Origin of the sequence: Epibacterium sp. Ofav1-8 (genome assembly GCF_022348185.1) — a bacterium.
Lineage (GTDB): Bacteria > Pseudomonadota > Alphaproteobacteria > Rhodobacterales > Rhodobacteraceae > Epibacterium.
The window spans coordinates 1-18237 of record NZ_JAKRFD010000005.1; the positions used below are offsets into that span (position 1 = coordinate 1).

Genomic DNA, 18237 nt, shown 5'->3' on the forward strand with positions numbered 1-18237 from the left:
TGTCAAAGAGCAAACACCCAAGACCCAAAAGCAGACCGTCGCGCAAATCTTGCAGCGCCACCGCCTACATCCAACCAAGAATGCCCCAGTCTCTCCTGAGCGTCTAAACCGTCTTTCCGATCCGTCATCTCCCGTCGTTCCTGCGTCGCCTCGCTGGCTCAGCGTCCCGTCCGGTGTCTCTCAGTAGCGCCTCAGCGCCGCCGGTGAAGGGGGTTCTATGGTGAGCCGACAAAACCCGCAACCCCAAAATTCAAAAATCACACAACAAAAGTGAAATTTCCAACACAACCGAATAATATCAATGACTTAAACGCTAAATTCCCCTCCAACACTCCCCCGAACCCGCACCCCAAAACCTCAAACCAACCTCCCCCTAACACCCAAATCCCCCATCAACACCCCTTATCCACAACCAAACCAAACTTACCCACAGACTCGGCGGCGGAATCAAACAAGATCCGCCCGGAATCACACCAAAGCCCCCGACTCAAATCCACAAACAAAACGGGCGCAGAGGAAAAAAACCGCCGCGCCCGTCACATTCCATAGTTACCTTGCTGGACGTCAGCTTCTTGGCTTCATCGCCTCGCCCGCCACATAGGTTTCTGCCACGGCGCGATCATCGCCGAGCATCTGCAGGATGAACAGCTCTTCGCTCAGCGAGTTGGCCGCCTCTGCCCTCAGCGCCATTGCCGGGGTGGCTTTTGCATTCAGCACCACGATGTCGGCCTCCGTTCCAACATCCAAGGTGCCGATCTGATCCACCTGCCCCAGCACCTCGGCATTACCACGGGTGATCCAGTGGAAGGCCCCCAGCGGGTGCAGCTTCTGGTTTTGCAACTGGAGGATCTTGTAGCCCTCATTCAGGGTCTGCAGCATCGAGTAGCTGGTGCCGGCGCCAATATCGGTGGCGATGCCATTGAGAATGCCCTTGGCGCGCAGGCCCGCATCATCGAACAGACCGCTGCCGAGGAACAGATTGGACGTCGGGCAAAACACCGGTTTGCCCCCAGTTGAGGCCAGAAGCTCAATCTCGCGCGGTTCCAGATGGATCGCATGCCCCAGCAGGGTCTTATCACTCACAAGCCCGTAGCGTTCATAGATGCCGAGATAGTCCGGCGCCTCCGGGTAGAGGCTGAGGGTAAAGTCGATCTCGTCGCGGTTCTCAGACAGATGAGTCTGCACATAGGCGTCGGGGTGTTCTGCAACCAAGGCCCCGGCGGCCTCCAATTGTGCGGGCGTTGAGGTGATCGCGAACCGAGGCGAAATTGCGTATGATCCCCGCCCCTTGCCGTGCCAGCGCTCGATCAGCGCCTTGGTCTCGTCATAGCCCTGCTGCGCCGTATCAGTCAGCCCCTCGGGTGCATTGCGGTCCATCATAACCTTGCCGCCGATCATCCGCATATTGCGGCGGGCGGCTTCGGCGAAAAAGGCGTCGGCCGAGGTGGGATGCACGGAACAGAAGGCCACCGCCGTGGTGGTGCCATGCCCCAGGATCAGATCGAAGAACCCGCGGGCCATCCGTTCCGCGTGCGCAGGGTCTGCAAACTGCACCTCCGCAGGGAATGTATAGGTGTTGAGCCAATCGAGCAGCTGCTCGCCCCAGGAGGCGACCACCTGCACCTGTGGGAAATGCAGATGCAGATCGATAAAGCCGGGCATCAGGAGATGCGGGCGATGATCCACCACCTCTGCCTCGGGGGCCTGCGTAGAAACCGCGCTGTAGTCCCCATGTGCGGTGATAACGCCATCCTGGATCAGGAGAGCGCCGTCCTCGAGATAGCGATAGGCGGCGGTATCCTCGGGGCCGGTGGGCTCGGACAGGAAGCTCAGCGTGCGGCCACGCAGGATCTTGGCGGGAGAAGACATCGGTTAGCCTTTCACGAATAACAGGGTCGGAGGCCCCGCAGCCACGGCGCCGGTCGGAATGGGATAGGTCGGAGTGGTGCGTCGTCTGAGGGTGGACAGGCAGCCTAGGGGACCGGCTGGCTGTCAGTTGCCGGCCAGATAAAAGGGCAGCTCTGCCGCACCATCGGCATACCATTTGCGGATCAGCGCGCGCTCTTCCTCTTCCATATAGGTCACATTGGCGGGCGGCATTGCGTGGGTCGCGCCAGCCTGCAAGTAGATCTGACGCGCATATTTCGCCACATCCGCAGGGGTCTCCAGCAGCACGTTCTTGGGCGCGCGACGGATGCCCTCATAGTAGGGTTCGCGCGCATGGCACATGGCACAGCGCCCGGGCACCGTGCTCATGATGTCTTCGAAGTGCTCCGAGCCGGCAAAGGCCAGCTCGGTTTGGGTCAGCTCTCGTGCCTCGGAGTCCTCGTAGGTGTCCTGCATCAGCGGCGCCTGGCTCAGCGCCATGACGGCAATGAACAACAAGATGGTCACGGGCCAGGTCCAGGTCGGATTGCCGGTGCCGGCGTGGCAGGTGTTGAAGTAATGACGGATCGTCACCCCCATCAGGAACACCAGCGCCGCGATCAGCCAGTTATACTCGGTGGCAAAGGCCAGCGGGTAGTGGTTGGACAGCATCAGGAAGATCACCGGCAAGGTCAGATAGTTGTTATGGGTCGAGCGCAGCTTGGCGATCTTGCCGTATTTGGCATCCGGCGTGCGGCCTTCTTGCAGGTCTTTCACCACGATGCGCTGGTTCGGCATGATGATGAAGAACACATTGGCCGTCATGATGGTGGCGGTAAAGGCCCCCAGATGCAGCATCACCGCACGACCCGTGAAGATCTGATTATACCCATAGCCCATGGCCACCAGCAGCACGAACAGCAGCACCATCAGCAGCGTCGGCTTTTCGCCCAAGGGCGATTTGCACAGGAAATCATAGACCAGCCAGCCCACGCTGAGCGATGCGCCCGAAATCAGGATGCCCTGCCACAGGGCCAGATCGGCCTTTCCAGCGTCAATCAGATAGAGCTCGCCGCCCGCCCAATAGACGATCATCAAAAGGCCAGCACCAGACAACCAGGTGGCGTAGCTCTCCCATTTGAACCAGATCAGATGGTCCGGCATGTTCGCAGGTGCCACCAGATATTTCTGGATGTGGTAAAAACCACCGCCATGCACCTGCCATTCCTCGCCATGGGCACCGACCGGCAAATGCGGCACCTTCCGCAACCCGAGATCCAGCGCCACAAAATAGAAGGACGACCCGATCCAGGCGATGGCGGTGATGACGTGTAGCCAGCGGACAGCAAAGCCCAGCCAGTCCCACATGATGACAAGCTCTTCCATAGCTCACTCCTTGCGCGTTTGCCCTGACCCTAGGCGAGCGGGTTATTTTCGTGTATCAGGAAAAAATTCCAAGCTGCTTCAAACATAAGCTAACAATGAAATCCCCGTCATGGCCTATCTGAACAATATCCGCACTTTCGTCCGCGTCTATGAGCTCGGCAATATGTCCGCCGCAGCGCGGGACATGCGCATTTCTGCCGCCGTGGCCTCGTCGCGGATTTCCCAGCTCGAAGAACACCTGAAAGTACGCCTATTCCAGCGCACCACGCGGCTGCTGCACCCCACGGAGCAGGGCCAGCTGTTCTATCATGGCGCGGTCAAGATCCTGGAAGCGGTCGAAGAGGCGGAGGCCGACATCTCCAATGTGACGCAAACCCCGCGCGGCACGCTCTATGTGGCAGCCCCGCTGGGATTGGGGCAGCGGCTGATCGCACCGGCGGTGCCGCAGTTCAATGCCGCCTACCCGCTCATCAATATCCGTCTGCGCCTGTCGGATCGCAAACTCGACCTCGCTGCAGAAGGGCTGGATGCGGCGTTCTTCCTGGGATTGCCCGAAGATTCCAATCTGAAGATTCGCAAGATCACCGATTGTCCGCGGGTGCTCTGTGCGTCACCTGCCTATATTGCAGAGCGGGGCATGCCCGGCACAAGCGCCGAGCTTAAGACCGAAGCCCATGATTGCCTCAACCTGCGCTATCCGGGTGCTCCGGAATTTCAATGGCCCCTGCATGGCCCGGATGGCATCCGCCGCATTGCCGTTACGGGTCCGTTTGAATCCGATCACGGCGATGTCCTGACCCAATGGGCGCTGGATGGGCAAGGCATTATCCTCAAGCCGGTGTTCGAGATCTCTGAACATCTCGCTGCGGGGACGCTGGTGCCGGTGCTACCAGACGAGCCCCCTGCCACCATTCAGATGGCCTGCCTTTACATGCACCGCCGCCATCAGGACCCCAAGGTGCGGCTGTTCCTCGACTTCATGGTGGATCACATCCTGGCGTCCCTTCCGAGTGATGCGACCTGAAACATGAACAAGGGGCGGCGCCTCCCGGCCCGCCCCTTCATCTTTTGCCAAGTACCTATTGGTCAGCTGCCCCGATAGGTGGAGTAGCCATAGGGCGACAGCAACAGCGGCACGTGATAGTGAGCGTCCGCATCACTCATGCCAAACCGGATCGGCACTTGATCCAGAAACAGCGGATCCTCCCCCGCCTGACCCGTCTCGCGCAGATAGTCGCCGCAGAAGAAGATCAATTCATAGGTTCCGGTCTTGAACGTGTCTGTCGGCAAAATCGGGCTGTCGGTGCGCCCATCGGCATTTGTCACCGTTTCGGCGATCTTCTTGTGGGAATTGCCCGTCACCCGATAAAGCGCGATCTTGATGCCCTGAGCCGGGCAGCCTCGCGCGGTGTCCAGAACATGTGTGGTCAGATATCCGGTCATCTCTCGCCTCTCTTGTCCGGCATCTCAGGATCGCCCCGTTGCCAGTCATCTCTCGCTGAATTTGCCACTATATTGCGCGGGCCCGCCTTAGGATGCACGCAGAACCATCAAACAGCACTTTCAAAAATTGTGGTAAAGCCCCGCGCCCACTTTCAATGTATAACACGTAAACCACTTGCAAAGACCCGGAGACCGACACGTGACACGCTACCCTCGTGACATGCGTGGATATGGGGCGCATGCCCCCCATCCCGCCTGGCCCAATGACGCAAAGATCGCCGTGCAATTCGTGCTGAACTACGAAGAGGGCGGCGAAAACTGCACCCTGCATGGCGATGCGGCCTCCGAGGCCTTTCTCTCCGACATTCCCGGCGCCGCACAATGGCAGGGCCAGCGCCACTGGAATATGGAATCGATCTATGAATATGGCGCGCGCGCAGGCTTCTGGCGTCTGCACCGCCTGTTCACCGGCGCTGGCATCCCGTTGACCATCTATGGCGTCGCCACCGCGCTGGCCCGCAGTCCCGAACAGGTGCAGGCGATGAAGGACGCGGACTGGGAAATCGCCTCCCACGGCCTCAAATGGGTCGAACACAAGGACATGCCGGAGGATGAAGAGCGCGCCTCCATCAAAGAGGCGATCCGCCTGCATACCGAGGTGGTCGGAGACCGTCCGCGCGGCTGGTACACTGGCCGGTGCAGCGCCAACACCGTGCGTCTGGTCGCCGAAGAGGGCGGCTTTGATTATATCTCGGATACTTATGATGACGACCTGCCCTATTGGCTCGAAGTGGGCGACCGTGATCAGCTGATCATTCCCTACACGCTTGAGGCCAACGATATGCGCTTTGCCACGGCCCCCGGATGGGTCACGGGCGAGGATTTCGGCTCCTACCTGACAGACGCCTTTGATGCGCTTTATGCCGAAGGCGAGGCCGGCGCGCCCAAGATGATGACCATCGGTCTGCACTGCCGTCTGGTGGGGCGTCCGGGCAAAATCGCCGCGCTCAAACGCTTTATCGAGCATATCCAGAGCCACGAAGGTGTCTGGTGCCCGCGCCGTCTGGAGATCGCTGAGCATTGGGCCAGCACCCATCCCCATCAGCGTCGCACCCGCCCCAGCCAAATGGACCGCAAGACATTTGTGGCCACATATGGGTCGATCTTTGAACATTCCCCCTGGATTGCGGATCGCGCCTTTGACCTCGAACTTGGCCCGGCGCATGACTGTGCCGCCGGTGTGCACAACGCGCTGTGCCGCATGTTCCGCACCGCAAGCGAGGAAGAGCGCCTCGGCGTGCTGACAGCGCACCCCGATCTTGCGGGCAAACTCGCCGCCGCCGGTCGTCTCACGGCCGAGAGCACCTCGGAACAGGCCAGCGCCGGGCTCGACCTGCTGACCGACGAGGAGCGCGAGACCTTCACCGCGATGAACAACGCCTATGTGGAGAAACACGGCTTCCCCTTCATCATCGCGGTGCGCGACCACGACAAGGCCTCGATCATGGCGGCGTTCCAGCGCCGCATCGACAATGACCGCACCACGGAATTCGCCGAGGCCTGCAAACAGGTCGAACGCATCGCCCAGTTCCGCCTGATGGACCTCCTGCCATGACCCGAGAGCTGCGCGCCCGCCCGCTGACCGCTGCCGCATTTGCCGCCTTTGGCGATGTGCTGGAGCCAAAGCCAGAGGCCGACAAGATCATCAATCAGGGCAAATGCGGGCGGCATCACGACCTTGCGCTGCTGGACTTTGGGGATGGCCGCGCAGGCATCAGCCTGTTTGACGCCGAAGCCCGCCACCTGCCCTACCGGGTAGAGCTGGTCGAACGGCACCCGTCCGGCAGCCAAGCCTTCGTCCCGCTCGACGGCGTTCCGATGATCGTGATCGTCGCCCCCGATGCGGGCGGCGCTCCCGGCACGCCCCAAGCCTTTCTCAGCCAGCCGGGCCAGTCGATCAACCTGCACCGCGGCGTTTGGCATGGCGTCCTCGCGCCCTTTGAAGCGCCGGGCAAATACATCGTCGTCGACCGGATCGGCGACGGCGCAAACCTCGAAGAACACTGGTTCGATGATCCCTGGATCGTCACCGAGGTCTTATCGCACGCGGAGGGCTGACCTCCGTCCCAGCCACTGCGATTCATCCCGGCCCACCAAAACGAGGCCGGGAGTATCGCCAACCAACAGGGAACTGAAAATGTCTGATACGTCTATCGGGACGCCGGAGCAGCTCCGCGATCCCGACTATATGCCCCCATTGGGCAAGGCCATCCCGCTGGGCATCCAGCACGTGCTGGCGATGTTCGTCTCCAACGTGACGCCGGCGATCATCGTTGCCGGAGCGGCGGGTTTTGGGTTCGGATCGAACTCCCCCGATTTTCCGGAACTCCTCTACCTGATCCAGATGTCGATGCTTTTTGCCGGTATCGCCACATTGATGCAGACGCTGACGCTGGGTCCAGTGGGCGCACGGCTCCCGATCGTACAGGGCACCTCCTTTGCCTTTCTACCGATCATGATCCCGCTGGTGGCGGGCAAAGGCGTCGATGCCCTGGCCGCGCTCTTTGGCGGGGTGCTGATTGGTGGCTTGTTCCATGCCTGCCTCGGCCTTGTCATCGGCAAGATCCGCTTTGCCCTGCCGCCGCTGGTGACCGGCCTTGTTGTCACAATGATCGGACTCGCGCTGGTCAAGGTCGGCATCCAGTACGCCGCAGGTGGCGTTCCGGCCATCGGCACGCCGGAATACGGGTCACTGCTGAACTGGTCGGCGGCGCTGGTGGTGATTCTGGTGACGCTGGGACTGAAGTTCTTTACCCGCGGCATGCTGTCGGTCTCCGCCGTGCTGCTCGGCCTCATCGCCGGGTATATCTATGCGCTCATGGTCGGCATGCTGAGCGTGGATTCGATCACCGGCAGCTGGGGCAATGCCGCCGCTTTTGCACTGCCGCAGCCGTTCAAATACGGGTTCGAGTTCTCCTTCGCCGCCATCCTGGGCTTCTGCCTGATGGCCTTTGTCTCTGCCGTTGAAACCGTGGGCGATGTCTCCGGCATCACCAAGGGCGGCGCCAGGCGCGAGGCCACCGATACCGAAATCGAAGGCGCGATTTATGCCGACGGGTTTGGCTCTGCCCTCGCCGGCGCCTTTGGCGCCATGCCCAACACCTCGTTCAGCCAGAACGTCGGCCTGATCGCCATGACCGGCGTTATGAGCCGCCACGTGGTGACCTGCGGCGCGATCTTCCTGATCGTCTGCGGCCTCATCCCCAAGGTTGGCGCGCTGATCCGCACCGTCCCGATCGAAGTGCTCGGAGGTGGGGTCATCGTGATGTTTGGTATGGTGGTCGCCGCCGGGATCTCGATCCTGTCGGATGTGGACTGGAACCGGCGCAATATGGTGATCTTTGCAATCTCGCTGTCCATCGGCCTCGGTTTGCAACTTGAACCTGCCGCCTTGCAGCACATGCCGGACACCGCGCGGATCCTGCTGACCAGTGGCCTGTTGCCCGCCGCCGTGATCTCCATCACGTTGAACCTTCTGCTCCCCGACGACCTGACGGACGAGAGCACGGAAGAGGTTTCCGGTGGCCTCTCGGGTCACTCCAAAGGCTCGCTCGGGACCTCGCGCGACGCCCACTGACGGGCACCAGAATAACGCAAAAGGGCCGCATCGCGCGGCCCTTTTTCCGTTTAATAACCTGTCTGCCCTCAGCGCAATGGCGCAAGCGGCATGTGGCGGTTCACATCCTTATAGAGCAGATAGCGGAACTTGCCTGGCCCGCCTGCATAACAGGCCTGCGGGCAGAAGGCGCGCAGCCACATGTAATCACCGGCCTCGACCTCGACCCAATCCTGGTTAAGCCGATAGACCGCCTTGCCCTCCAGCACATAGAGCCCGTGCTCCATCACATGAGTCTCGGCAAAGGGGATCACCGCGCCCGGCTCAAAGGTGACGATGGTCACATGCATGTCGTGGCGCAGATCCTCGGGATCGACAAAGCGCGAGGTCGCCCATTTGCCCTCGGTCCCGGGCATCGCCGTTGGTGTCACCTCCTGTTCGTTGGTGACAAAGGCCTGCGGCATGTCGAGCCCGTCAACCGCCTGATACGCCTTCCTGATCCAGTGAAACCGCACCGGCGCATCACTGGTGTTGGTCAGCTTCCACTCCGCCGATGGCGGCAGGAAGGCATAGCCGCCCGCGCCCATCTCATGCGGCTGACCGTCGATGGTCAGCACCATCTGCCCCTCGACCACAAACAGGACCGCCTCAACCCCGGCTTCGGTTTCCGGCCGCTCGGAGCCACCACCGGGCAGCACTTCGGCAATGTAATGGGAAAATGTCTCGGCAAAGCCGGACAGCGGTCGCGCGATCACCCAAAACCGAGATTTGCCCCAGAATGGCATCAGGCTACAGACGATATCGCTGTTGGTGCCCTTCGGGATCACCGCATAGGCCTCGGTGAACATGGCCCGGTCCGTCAGGAGCTGGGTCTGCGGTGGCAGCCCGCCATGGGGCGCATAATAGGTGGGTTTTGTCATCACATCGCCTTCTTGAAATCTCTCACCCCATCAAACCGCGCCGCTGCGCTCAGGCCAATCCTTATGATGCTCCCAAAAGCATGAAGGATTATAAGGCTGCATTTGAAAGCCCACGGCATTGACCCGGCCCGTCTGCTGTCGCCAGAATGCACCCAGCCGCCTTTCCGGGAACCAGGACCACTCCGATGCCACAATGCCTGCAAGACACCGCGCTGGAGCTGTTCCGCTGCGCCATTGATCGCGCCGATCCTGCCGCCGCCGTGCAGGCCCAACTCAGCGCAGAGCCACTTGCCCCGCTTGCGCCGGGTGGCCGCCGCATCGTGATTGCCGTGGGCAAAGCCGCTGTTCCGATGATGCGCGCGGCTCTTGCCGCCCTGCCCGATGCCCCGTCCGAGGCGCTCGTCATCACCAACCCAGAAAACCGCGCAGACGTGCCCGGGGCCGAGGTCATCGCCGGCGCGCATCCCGTCCCGGATCAGACCAGTGCGGAGGCGGGGGCGCGGGTGCTCGACCTGCTCGAAGACCTCGGCGCGCAGGATCACGTCCTGATGCTGATCTCCGGCGGGGGGTCCGCCCTGATGGTGGCCCCTGCCCCCGTCCTGACCCTCGCGGATAAGGCGCGTGTGAATGAGGTTCTGCTGGCCTCGGGCCTCGACATCAACCGGATGAACCTGATCCGTCAGTCCCTCTCGGACCTCAAAGGCGGCGGCCTCTGCCGCGCCGCAGCCCCGGCCCGCGTCACCGCCTTCATTCTGTCAGATGTCATTGGCGACGATCTGCGCGCCATTGCCTCTGGCCCTACGGTTGCCCCCTTGGGCAGCAGAGGTGACGCCCGCGCCTTGCTGCACTCCGAGGGGCTCTGGAACCAGCTCCCCGCTGCGGTTCAGGCCCATCTCAACACCCCCGAGGGCAGCGCCAAAACACCCCCTGCACAAAATGTCCTGATCGGCTCCAATCGTTTCAGCCTTGAGGCGATGCGCGACCGAGCCAAGGCCGCAGGCTGGCATGTCCCCGATCTGGTGGATGATCTCACCGGCGATGTGTCAGGCGCCGCCCAACGCATTCTCGATGTTGCAACATCCACCACCACAGACCGCCCCACCGCATATCTGTTTGGCGGTGAGACCACGGTGCGCCTGACTGGAACGGGGCGCGGCGGGCGCAATCAGGAACTTGCGCTGAGGATCGCGCAGGTGGCAGATAAGCTTCCGGGCGAGTGGGTCTTTCTTTCTGGCGGCACTGATGGGCGCGACGGCCCCACGGATGCGGCCGGTGGCCTTGTCACTCCGCAAACATGGGGGGCGATCACCGCCTCAGGCGCCGACCCAGCGGCGCTCTTGACGAATAACGACAGCTACGCCGCCCTCAAAGCTGCAGATGCCTTGGTAACTGTTGGTGGCACCGGCACCAATGTTGCCGATGTGCAGATCCTGCTGATGCGGCCCACCGCCTAGAGATCAAGCCCGTTGAGCTTGCGCAACAGATCCAGCAGCGCCTCGTAATCCTCTGCGCCCATCTTCTCGCGCGTGCGCTCAATCAGGGCGAGGCTGTCGTCGATATTGGCCTCGATCACCTGCATGCCCGCATCCGTCAGGGTAATCACCTGCCGCCGCCGGTCGGTCTCGTCCCGCGCCCGGTCAATCAGACCCTTTTCCTGCAGCTTTTGCAAAATCCGCGTCAGACTCGGCAACAACAGGCAGGCCTGATCGGCAATCTGCGTCGGGTCGATCGGGCCACTTTCCTGCACCACCCGCAACACGCGCCATTGTTGTTCGGTCAGATCCTGGCCGTTCAACAACTGTCGCACCGGCCCCATCACCCGTTCGCGCGCGCGCAACAAGGCAATAGGCAAAGATCGGTCGGTTCTGGGCAATGCATGTGTCATGCAGACCTGTATCGCCGCCAAACCCTGCCTTGGCAATCACTTATCAAAGTTAAGTATTTTTCGCCGCACCCGTTGACAGGGATGCCGCACAAACATAACATGTTAAGCAGTTTGGGAGGAGGACCCGAATGCCCCATATCACCTTGGACTACGCGCCCCGGCTGGCGCAGCTTATCGACATACAAGGCCTGTGCGATCACATCCGCCGCGCCGCCATCGACACCGGTATTCTGCCCATGGCGGGCGTGCGGGTGCGCGCTTTTGCCGCCGACTATATCAGCATCGCTGATGGCAACCCAGACCACATGTATCTCGATATCTCGGTGCGCCTGCGCGGCGGTCGCTCGCTTGAGGCCCGCAAGGCCGCCACCCAACAGATCTTTGACGCCGCCCGCGCCTTCCTCGCGCCTGCGATGGAAACCCACCCCATCGCGCTGTCGCTGGAGATGCGCGACATCGACCCCGAGCTTTCCCCCAAATGCGGCACCATCCGCGACCATCTGAGCGCAGGAGACCCCGCATGAGCGACCTCGCCTCCAACCTCGACAAACTCGCAGGTTTTCTTGAAAAACACCGGGCATCCGGCATCACCAACCTGATCAACGGCGAGGCCCGCCCCGCTGCCTCTGGCCAGACGTTTGAAACGACCTCGCCTGTCGACGAAAGCGTGATCTGCTCTGTTGCCCGCGGTGGCGCAGACGACATTGATGCCGCCGCAAAGGCCGCCAAAGCCGCCTTCCCCGCCTGGCGCGACCTGCCTGCGAGTGAACGCAAGGCGATCCTGCACCGCATCGCCGATGGCATTGTTGCCCGGGCGGAGGAAATCGCGCTCTGCGAGTGCTGGGACACCGGTCAGGCGCTGCGCTTCATGTCAAAGGCCGCCCTGCGCGGTGCTGAGAATTTCCGTTTCTTTGCCGACCGTGCGCTCTCGGCCCGCGATGGCCAGATGCTGCCCTCGCCCACGCTGATGAACGTCACCACCCGCGTGCCCATCGGCCCCGTCGGCGTCATCACGCCGTGGAACACGCCCTTTATGCTCTCGACGTGGAAGATCGCGCCCGCCCTCGCCGCAGGCTGCACCGTGGTCCATAAACCGGCAGAGTTCTCGCCGCTCACCGCCCGCATCCTTGCCGAGATTGCCCATGACGCGGGCTTGCCTGCGGGGGTCTGGAACCTCGTCAATGGCTTGGGCGAGGACGCAGGCAAGGCGCTCACCGAACACCCCGACATCAAGGCCATCGCCTTTGTCGGCGAGAGCAAAACCGGCTCGATGATCATGGCCCAAGGCGCGCCGACCCTGAAACGGGTGCATTTTGAACTTGGCGGCAAAAACCCGGTGGTGGTCTTTGACGACGCCGATCTGGACCGCGCGCTCGATGCCGCGATCTTCATGATCTATTCTCTGAATGGCGAACGCTGCACCTCTTCCTCGCGCCTGCTCATTCAGGACAGCATTGCCGACGACTTTGAGGCCAAACTGATCCAACGTGTAAACAGCATCAAGGTCGGCCACCCGCTTGATCCCAAAACCGAGGTCGGCCCGCTCATTCACAAGGTCCACTTCGACAAGGTAACCTCCTATTTCGACATCGCCCGCCGCGACGGCGCAACCGTCGCCGCAGGCGGCAGCCGCCACGGCGACACCGGCTGGTTTGTGACGCCCACGCTCTTCACCGGGGCCACCAATCAGATGACCATCGCCCGCGAGGAAATCTTCGGCCCGGTCCTCACCGCCATCCGCTTCACCGACGAAGACGAGGCGCTGAACATCGCCAACGACACCCAATACGGCCTCACCGCCTATGTCTGGACCAACGATGTGACCCGCGCCATGCGCTTCACCAACCAGCTTGAGGCCGGGATGATTTGGGTGAACTCGGAAAACGTCCGCCACCTGCCCACGCCTTTTGGTGGCGTCAAAGCATCCGGCATCGGGCGCGACGGCGGCGACTGGAGCTTTGAATTCTACATGGAACAAAAGCACATCGGCTTTGCCACCGGGCACCACAAGATCCCCCGCCTCGGCGCCTGAGGCCTTCAGATTCTCCCAAATATCCCGGGGAGCGCGAGGGGCAGAGCCCCTCGCATGTCGCCCTAACATTCGGCCTGTCCATTCGGAGGAGACCCGACATGCCCATTCCCGCACCGACCCTCTATCCGCCTTTCAACATCACCCGCCTCAGCCATGTTGAATACGGCGTCACCGATCTTGCCGCCTCACGCGCCTTCTACGTCGACATCCTCGGCCTGCAAGTGACCCACGAGGACCAGAGCCGCGTCTATCTGCGCGCGATGGAGGAACGCGGCCATCACTGTATCATCCTGCGCCAATCCGACACGGCGGGCGTGTCCTGCCTCGGCTTCAAACTCTTTGATACCCCCGAACTCGAAAAAGCCGCCGCCTTCTTTGAGGGCAAGGGCCTGCCGGTGGAGTGGATCGAACGCCCCTTCATGGGACCAAGCTTCCGCACCCGCGATCCATGGGGTGTGCCGCTGGAGTTTTACGTCAAGATGGACCGCCTGCCCCCGATCCATCAGCAGTACAGGCTCTATAACGGCGTGAAACCCCTGCGCATCGACCACTTCAACATGTTCTCCGCCAACGTCGACGATGCCATCACCTTTTATGGCGAGATGGGGTTTCGCGTCACTGAATATACCGAGGATGACGAGTCCGGCCGCGTCTGGGCCGCATGGATGCACCGCAAGGGCGGCGTGCATGATGTGGCCTTCACCAATGGAACCGGCCCGCGCCTGCACCACACCGCCTTTTGGGTGCCAACCCCGCTCAACATCATTGACCTCCTCGATCTGATGTCGACCACCGGCTATGTCGCCAATATCGAACGCGGCCCCGGTCGCCACGGCATTTCCAACGCGTTTTTCCTTTATGTGCGCGACCCTGACGGCCACCGGATTGAGATCTATTGCTCGGACTATCAGACCTGTGACGCGGATCTGGAGCCGATCAAATGGTCCCTCACCGACCCGCAACGCCAGACCCTCTGGGGCGCGCCCGCACCGCGCAGCTGGTTCGAAGAAGGCTCGCTGTTTGACGGTGCAGAAATCCGCGAAAGTGACCTCAAGGCACAGCCGATCATCGCGCCGTAACACACCAGAGGGCGGCGCCTGACCTTGGGAGGCGTGAAGCGCCTTCCCGCTTTGCCGAAGGCAAACCTTCGGTTTGACGGTGAAGGTCAGGCGCTGTCCGTGCCTTCGGCACGAACAATGGAGCATTACATGAACTGGACCGATTTTGCATCCTGGGGCCGCAAGGTCGCCGATTGGGCGCAGGACTATCACCTCACCGTAGGCGAGCGCCCGGTGCGCGCGCAGACCAAACCCGGTGATATGCTGGCCGCCCTGCCCGAGACCCCGCCGGAACAAGGCGAGGGGATGGAGGCGATTTTTGCCGATTTTGAGGAAAAGGTGATGCCCGGCATCACCCATTGGCAGCACCCGCGCTTCTTTGCCTATTTCGCCTCCAACGCCGCCGCGCCCTCGGTGCTGGCAGAATTCCTGACCTCCGCCATCGCCCCGCAATGTATGCTCTGGCAGACCTCTCCGGCGGCGACCGAAATGGAAACCCGGATGATGGATTGGCTGCGCCAATCCCTTGGCTTACCGAGCGAATTTCGCGGCGTCATCCAGGACAGCGCCTCCTCCGCCACCCTTGCCGCCGTGCTCACTATGCGCGAACGGGCCTTGAACTGGCAGGGCAATCAACAGGGGCTCGCAGGCCAGCCAACCCTGCGGATCTATTGCTCGGCCGAGGTGCACACGTCGGTGGACCGCGCCATCTGGGTTGCGGGCATCGGTCAGGCCAACCTTGTGCGCGTGCCAATCAAAGGCGACTGGCGCGGCATGGACCCCGCCGCCCTTGACGCCGCCATTGAGGCCGACAAGGCTGCAGGTCTTCACCCCGCTGGCGTCATCCTCTGTGTGGGCGGCACCGGCACCGGCGCCACCGATCCCATCGCGGACTGCATCCAAGTGGCGCAAAACCACGGGCTTTACACCCATGTGGATGCCGCTTGGGCCGGTTCCGCGATGATCTGCCCGGAGTTTCGCGCCTATTGGCCGGGCATTGAGGGGGCGGACAGTATTGTCTTTAATCCGCACAAATGGCTCGGCGCGCAGTTTGATTGCTCGGCGCATTTCCTGAAAAACGCGGACGATCTGGTGCGCACCCTCGCCATCAGCCCGGAATACCTCAAGACCCACGGTCACGACGGCATCATCAACTATTCGGAATGGTCCGTGCCACTTGGCCGCCGCTTCCGCGCGCTGAAGATCTGGTTCCTGATCCGCACCTACGGCATTGAAGGATTGCGACAACGCATCCGCAATCACGTTGCATGGTCACGCCAGCTTCACGACGCGCTTGCGCAAGAGCCGGATTTTGAGATCGTCACCCCGCCGATGTGGTCGCTCTGGACCTTCCGCTTTGCGCCTGATGGGGCCACGGACCTTGATGCGCTGAACCTTGAGCTGGTCAACAGGATCAATGACGACGGTCGCATCTACCTCACTCAGACCCGCGTTGACGGCGCGCTTGTGATCCGGTTTCAGGCGGGCGCGTTTGAAACAACCGAGGCTGACATCATGCGCGCCCATGATGTGATCACAGAAATTGCACGAGGACTGACCTGATGCGTTTTGCCACCTACACCGCCGCCGCTGAAACCTTCTATGGCGTCATCACCGACGCAGGCGCAATCGCCCTCTCGCCAGAGTTCCCCAAGTGGCCCACCCTGCGAGAAGTCATTGAAAACAAAGGTCTCCACACCCTCGCCCAAGCCGCGCAGGGGCGGGATGTAACCCATTCCCTCGACCAGATCACCTATCAGATCCCGGTGCCTCGCCCGGAAAAGATCATCTGCGTCGGCGTCAACTTTCCCAATCGCAACGAAGAATATAAGGACGGACAAGACGCCCCGCCCAACATGTCGCTATTTCCCCGCTTTGCGCGCAGCTTTACCGGGGCGGACCGTCCCCTGATCCGCCCGCCGGAAAGCCCGCAACTGGATTACGAGGGCGAGATCGCCATTGTCATCGGCAAGGGCGGACGCCGCATTCCTGAGGCAGACGCATATGACCATATCGCCGCGATAACCCTCTGCAATGAAGGCACAATCCGCGACTGGGTGCGCCATGCCAAATTCAACGTGACGCAGGGCAAAAACTGGGACAGCTCCGGTGCCATCGGCCCGTGGCTGGTGCCCTTTACTGCGCCAGCGCAGCTTGATGACGTGCGCATCACCACCAAGGTCAATGGCGAGCTGCGTCAGGATGATCGCACCTCCCGGATGCTGTTCCCGATCCGCCGTCAGATCGCCTATATCTCTACCTTCACGACGCTGGTTCCGGGCGACATCATCGTCACCGGCACCCCCACCGGCGCCGGTGCGCGGTTTGATCCGCCACGGTTCCTGAAACCCGGCGACGTGATCGAGGTCGAAGGCGAAGGCATCGGCATTCTGCGCAACACCGTGGAGGATGAGGCATGACGCCGGATCAACACGCAGAGGCCGCCGCCCAGCTGTTGCGCGCCGAGCAGACAGGTCAGCAATGCGGTCTCCTTTCGCTCGCCTATCCGGGCATGACGCTGGATGACGCCTATGCGGTGCAAAAGGCGCTGGTGGCGCAGAAACTGGCGCAGGGTCGCCGCAAAATCGGCTGGAAGGTCGGCCTCACCAGCCGCGCCATGCAGCAGGCGCTGAATATCACCACGCCGGACTCGGGTGTGCTCCTCGATGATATGCTGTTTGAGAATGCCAGCACCGTGCCAGAGGGGCGTTTTATCCAACCCCGCGTCGAGGCCGAGATCGCCTTTGTGATGAAATCCCCGCTTGCGGGCCGCGATTGCACCCGCGAGGACATCCTGAAAGCCACCGACTATGTGGCCCCGTCACTGGAGATCCTCGACACCCGCATCCTGCGCGCCGATCCCGCCACGGGGCAGGCGCGGATCATCACCGACACCATCAGCGACAACGCCGCCAATGCGGGCATTGTGATGGGCGCAAACAGGCACGCGGTTGACGCCTTTGATCTGCGCCGCGTCGGTGCGATCCTGAAACGCGATGGCGTAGTGGTGGAAACCGGGCTGGGTGCAGGCGTGCTGGACGATCCCGCCACCTCCGTGCTGTGGTTGGCGCGGCGCATGGCGGACTATGGACAACAGATCGAGGCGGGCGATATCGTCCTGTCGGGATCGTTCATCCGCCCTGTTGAGTGCCCGCCCGGAACCCAGATACACGCCGATTTTGCCGATTTCGGCACAGTCGAGATTTCATTTGAATAAAAGAGGTTATACATGGCCGCGCCGGAAAACCACTTCAAACAGGCCCTCGCCAAGGGCCAGCGTCAGATCGGCTGCTGGTGCAGCTTCGGCGAGGCGATCACCACCGAATTGATGGGCACTGCGGGGTTTGACTGGCTGGTGATCGACGGCGAACATGCGCCCAATGACATCCGCTCGATCCGCGACCAGCTGGTCGCACTTGCGACATCCAGCGCCGAAGCGGTGGTGCGGGTGCCGATCGGCGAGACCTGGATCATCAAGCAGGTGCTGGATGCCGGCGCGCAGACCGTTCTGGTGCCGATGGTGGAAACCGCGGATCAGGCCGCCGAACTGGTGCGCGCTTGTCGTTATCCGCCCGAGGGCACACGCGGTGTCGGCGCGGCCGGAGCGCGCGCCACCCGCTTTGGCGGCACGCCGGAGTATATCCAGACCGCAGACGCGCAGATCTGCCTGTTGCTTCAGGTGGAAAACCGCATCGGCATTGAGAACCTTGATGAAATCCTCGCGGTCGAGGGGATCGACGGGATCTTCATCGGCCCGGCAGACCTGTCCACCGACATGGGCCATCAGGGCAATTCCGCCCATCCGGAGGTGCGCGCGGTAATCGCCGACGCCATCACAAGGATCAAGGCCGCAGGCAAAGCGCCCGGCATTCTTGGTGTCACCGAAGAGGCGACACAGGCCTATGCAGACATGGGCGCGCAGTTCCTCGCGGTCGGGATCGATGTGGTCCTGCTGGCACAGAGCGCACGCGCGCTGGCGTCAAGATGGTCAGCGCACGGCACCGACTGAAGCAAGGTCTCTGCCAATGCGA

The 18237-nt window shown here is 61.9% G+C and carries 17 protein-coding genes; 12 read left to right on the forward strand and 5 right to left on the reverse strand.

What is annotated here, in order from left to right:
* Positions 1–564 precede the first annotated feature (564 nt).
* Both guaD and MHM97_RS09170 read right to left on the reverse strand, forming a co-directional pair.
* Entirely contained in the window at positions 565–1869 is a 1305-nt protein-coding gene (guaD, locus tag MHM97_RS09165; RefSeq protein WP_239322054.1) for a guanine deaminase, read from the reverse strand.
* A 123-nt stretch (positions 1870–1992) separates the two neighbouring features.
* Positions 1993–3252 carry a urate hydroxylase PuuD gene (locus tag MHM97_RS09170; RefSeq protein WP_239322056.1) on the reverse strand — a complete coding sequence of 420 codons (1260 nt, stop codon included), beginning with the start codon at positions 3250–3252 and terminating at the stop codon, positions 1993–1995.
* Between the two features lie 109 nt (positions 3253–3361).
* Here MHM97_RS09170 and MHM97_RS09175 point away from each other — a divergent pair, with 109 nt between their 5' ends.
* Positions 3362–4276: a LysR family transcriptional regulator gene (locus tag MHM97_RS09175; RefSeq protein WP_239322058.1), complete on the forward strand. Its 915-nt coding sequence runs from the start codon at positions 3362–3364 to the stop codon at positions 4274–4276.
* 62 nt (positions 4277–4338) lie between these two features.
* Here MHM97_RS09175 and uraH read toward each other — a convergent pair whose 3' ends face one another.
* Positions 4339–4695, reverse strand: a complete 357-nt coding sequence (uraH, locus tag MHM97_RS09180) for a hydroxyisourate hydrolase (protein ID WP_239322060.1) — start codon at positions 4693–4695, stop codon at positions 4339–4341.
* A gap of 199 nt (positions 4696–4894) precedes the next feature.
* Here uraH and puuE point away from each other — a divergent pair, with 199 nt between their 5' ends.
* The 3 genes from puuE (at position 4895) to MHM97_RS09195 (ending at position 8332) form a co-directional block, all read left to right on the forward strand.
* Positions 4895–6310 carry an allantoinase PuuE gene (puuE, locus tag MHM97_RS09185; protein ID WP_239322062.1) on the forward strand — a complete coding sequence of 472 codons (1416 nt, stop codon included), beginning with the start codon at positions 4895–4897 and terminating at the stop codon, positions 6308–6310.
* Positions 6307–6813 (forward strand): ureidoglycolate lyase, encoded by a 507-nt coding sequence (locus MHM97_RS09190; protein WP_239322064.1) that lies wholly within the window; start codon positions 6307–6309, stop codon positions 6811–6813. Before puuE ends, MHM97_RS09190 begins: the two co-directional genes overlap by 4 nt.
* A gap of 79 nt (positions 6814–6892) precedes the next feature.
* A complete protein-coding gene (locus tag MHM97_RS09195) occupies positions 6893–8332 on the forward strand; it encodes a uracil-xanthine permease family protein (protein WP_239322066.1) in 1440 nt (479 codons plus the stop codon).
* 68 nt (positions 8333–8400) lie between these two features.
* Here MHM97_RS09195 and MHM97_RS09200 read toward each other — a convergent pair whose 3' ends face one another.
* Positions 8401–9231 (reverse strand): bifunctional allantoicase/(S)-ureidoglycine aminohydrolase, encoded by an 831-nt coding sequence (locus tag MHM97_RS09200; protein WP_239322068.1) that lies wholly within the window; start codon positions 9229–9231, stop codon positions 8401–8403.
* Positions 9232–9416: 185 nt separating this feature from the next.
* On the opposite strand from MHM97_RS09200, the gene MHM97_RS09205 reads away from it, so the two are divergent.
* Positions 9417–10685: a glycerate kinase type-2 family protein gene (locus MHM97_RS09205; RefSeq protein WP_239322070.1), complete on the forward strand. Its 1269-nt coding sequence runs from the start codon at positions 9417–9419 to the stop codon at positions 10683–10685.
* Here the strand turns inward: MHM97_RS09205 and hpaR are convergent.
* Positions 10682–11116, reverse strand: coding sequence for a homoprotocatechuate degradation operon regulator HpaR (hpaR, locus tag MHM97_RS09210; RefSeq protein WP_011537085.1), 435 nt, complete (start codon positions 11114–11116; stop codon positions 10682–10684). The genes MHM97_RS09205 and hpaR overlap by 4 nt on opposite strands.
* Positions 11117–11244: 128 nt before the next feature.
* Between hpaR and MHM97_RS09215 the strand changes: the two genes are divergently transcribed.
* The 7 genes from MHM97_RS09215 (at position 11245) to MHM97_RS09245 (ending at position 18215) form a co-directional block, all read left to right on the forward strand.
* On the forward strand, positions 11245–11640 hold the full coding sequence (locus MHM97_RS09215; protein ID WP_239322072.1) for a 5-carboxymethyl-2-hydroxymuconate Delta-isomerase: 396 nt from the start codon (positions 11245–11247) through the stop codon (positions 11638–11640).
* Positions 11637–13148, forward strand: coding sequence for a 5-carboxymethyl-2-hydroxymuconate semialdehyde dehydrogenase (hpaE, locus tag MHM97_RS09220; RefSeq protein ID WP_239322074.1), 1512 nt, complete (start codon positions 11637–11639; stop codon positions 13146–13148). Before MHM97_RS09215 ends, hpaE begins: the two co-directional genes overlap by 4 nt.
* A 98-nt stretch (positions 13149–13246) precedes the next feature.
* Positions 13247–14227 carry a 3,4-dihydroxyphenylacetate 2,3-dioxygenase gene (gene hpaD, locus MHM97_RS09225; RefSeq protein ID WP_239322076.1) on the forward strand — a complete coding sequence of 327 codons (981 nt, stop codon included), beginning with the start codon at positions 13247–13249 and terminating at the stop codon, positions 14225–14227.
* A gap of 129 nt (positions 14228–14356) precedes the next feature.
* Complete coding sequence (locus tag MHM97_RS09230; protein ID WP_239322078.1) at positions 14357–15769, forward strand: pyridoxal phosphate-dependent decarboxylase family protein; 1413 nt, start codon at positions 14357–14359, stop codon at positions 15767–15769.
* Entirely contained in the window at positions 15769–16626 is an 858-nt protein-coding gene (locus tag MHM97_RS09235; protein WP_239322079.1) for a fumarylacetoacetate hydrolase family protein, read from the forward strand. The genes MHM97_RS09230 and MHM97_RS09235 overlap by 1 nt, the downstream gene beginning before the upstream one ends.
* On the forward strand, positions 16623–17423 hold the full coding sequence (hpaH, locus tag MHM97_RS09240; RefSeq protein WP_239322080.1) for a 2-oxo-hept-4-ene-1,7-dioate hydratase: 801 nt from the start codon (positions 16623–16625) through the stop codon (positions 17421–17423). Before MHM97_RS09235 ends, hpaH begins: the two co-directional genes overlap by 4 nt.
* A 12-nt stretch (positions 17424–17435) precedes the next feature.
* On the forward strand, positions 17436–18215 hold the full coding sequence (locus MHM97_RS09245; protein WP_239322081.1) for an HpcH/HpaI aldolase family protein: 780 nt from the start codon (positions 17436–17438) through the stop codon (positions 18213–18215).
* The last annotated feature ends 22 nt before the right edge of the window (positions 18216–18237 follow it).

Coding starts and splice junctions, on each gene's coding strand:
- guaD (WP_239322054.1), bottom strand. CDS start 1,869: ATGTCTTCTCCCGCCAAGATCCTGCGTGGCCGCACGCTGAGCTTCCTG.
- MHM97_RS09170 (WP_239322056.1), bottom strand. CDS start 3,252: ATGGAAGAGCTTGTCATCATGTGGGACTGGCTGGGCTTTGCTGTCCGC.
- MHM97_RS09175 (WP_239322058.1), top strand. CDS start 3,362: ATGGCCTATCTGAACAATATCCGCACTTTCGTCCGCGTCTATGAGCTC.
- uraH (WP_239322060.1), bottom strand. CDS start 4,695: ATGACCGGATATCTGACCACACATGTTCTGGACACCGCGCGAGGCTGC.
- MHM97_RS09190 (WP_239322064.1), top strand. CDS start 6,307: ATGACCCGAGAGCTGCGCGCCCGCCCGCTGACCGCTGCCGCATTTGCC.
- MHM97_RS09195 (WP_239322066.1), top strand. CDS start 6,893: ATGTCTGATACGTCTATCGGGACGCCGGAGCAGCTCCGCGATCCCGAC.
- MHM97_RS09200 (WP_239322068.1), bottom strand. CDS start 9,231: ATGACAAAACCCACCTATTATGCGCCCCATGGCGGGCTGCCACCGCAG.
- MHM97_RS09205 (WP_239322070.1), top strand. CDS start 9,417: ATGCCACAATGCCTGCAAGACACCGCGCTGGAGCTGTTCCGCTGCGCC.
- hpaR (WP_011537085.1), bottom strand. CDS start 11,116: ATGACACATGCATTGCCCAGAACCGACCGATCTTTGCCTATTGCCTTG.
- MHM97_RS09215 (WP_239322072.1), top strand. CDS start 11,245: ATGCCCCATATCACCTTGGACTACGCGCCCCGGCTGGCGCAGCTTATC.
- hpaE (WP_239322074.1), top strand. CDS start 11,637: ATGAGCGACCTCGCCTCCAACCTCGACAAACTCGCAGGTTTTCTTGAA.
- hpaD (WP_239322076.1), top strand. CDS start 13,247: ATGCCCATTCCCGCACCGACCCTCTATCCGCCTTTCAACATCACCCGC.
- MHM97_RS09230 (WP_239322078.1), top strand. CDS start 14,357: ATGAACTGGACCGATTTTGCATCCTGGGGCCGCAAGGTCGCCGATTGG.
- MHM97_RS09235 (WP_239322079.1), top strand. CDS start 15,769: ATGCGTTTTGCCACCTACACCGCCGCCGCTGAAACCTTCTATGGCGTC.
- hpaH (WP_239322080.1), top strand. CDS start 16,623: ATGACGCCGGATCAACACGCAGAGGCCGCCGCCCAGCTGTTGCGCGCC.
- MHM97_RS09245 (WP_239322081.1), top strand. CDS start 17,436: ATGGCCGCGCCGGAAAACCACTTCAAACAGGCCCTCGCCAAGGGCCAG.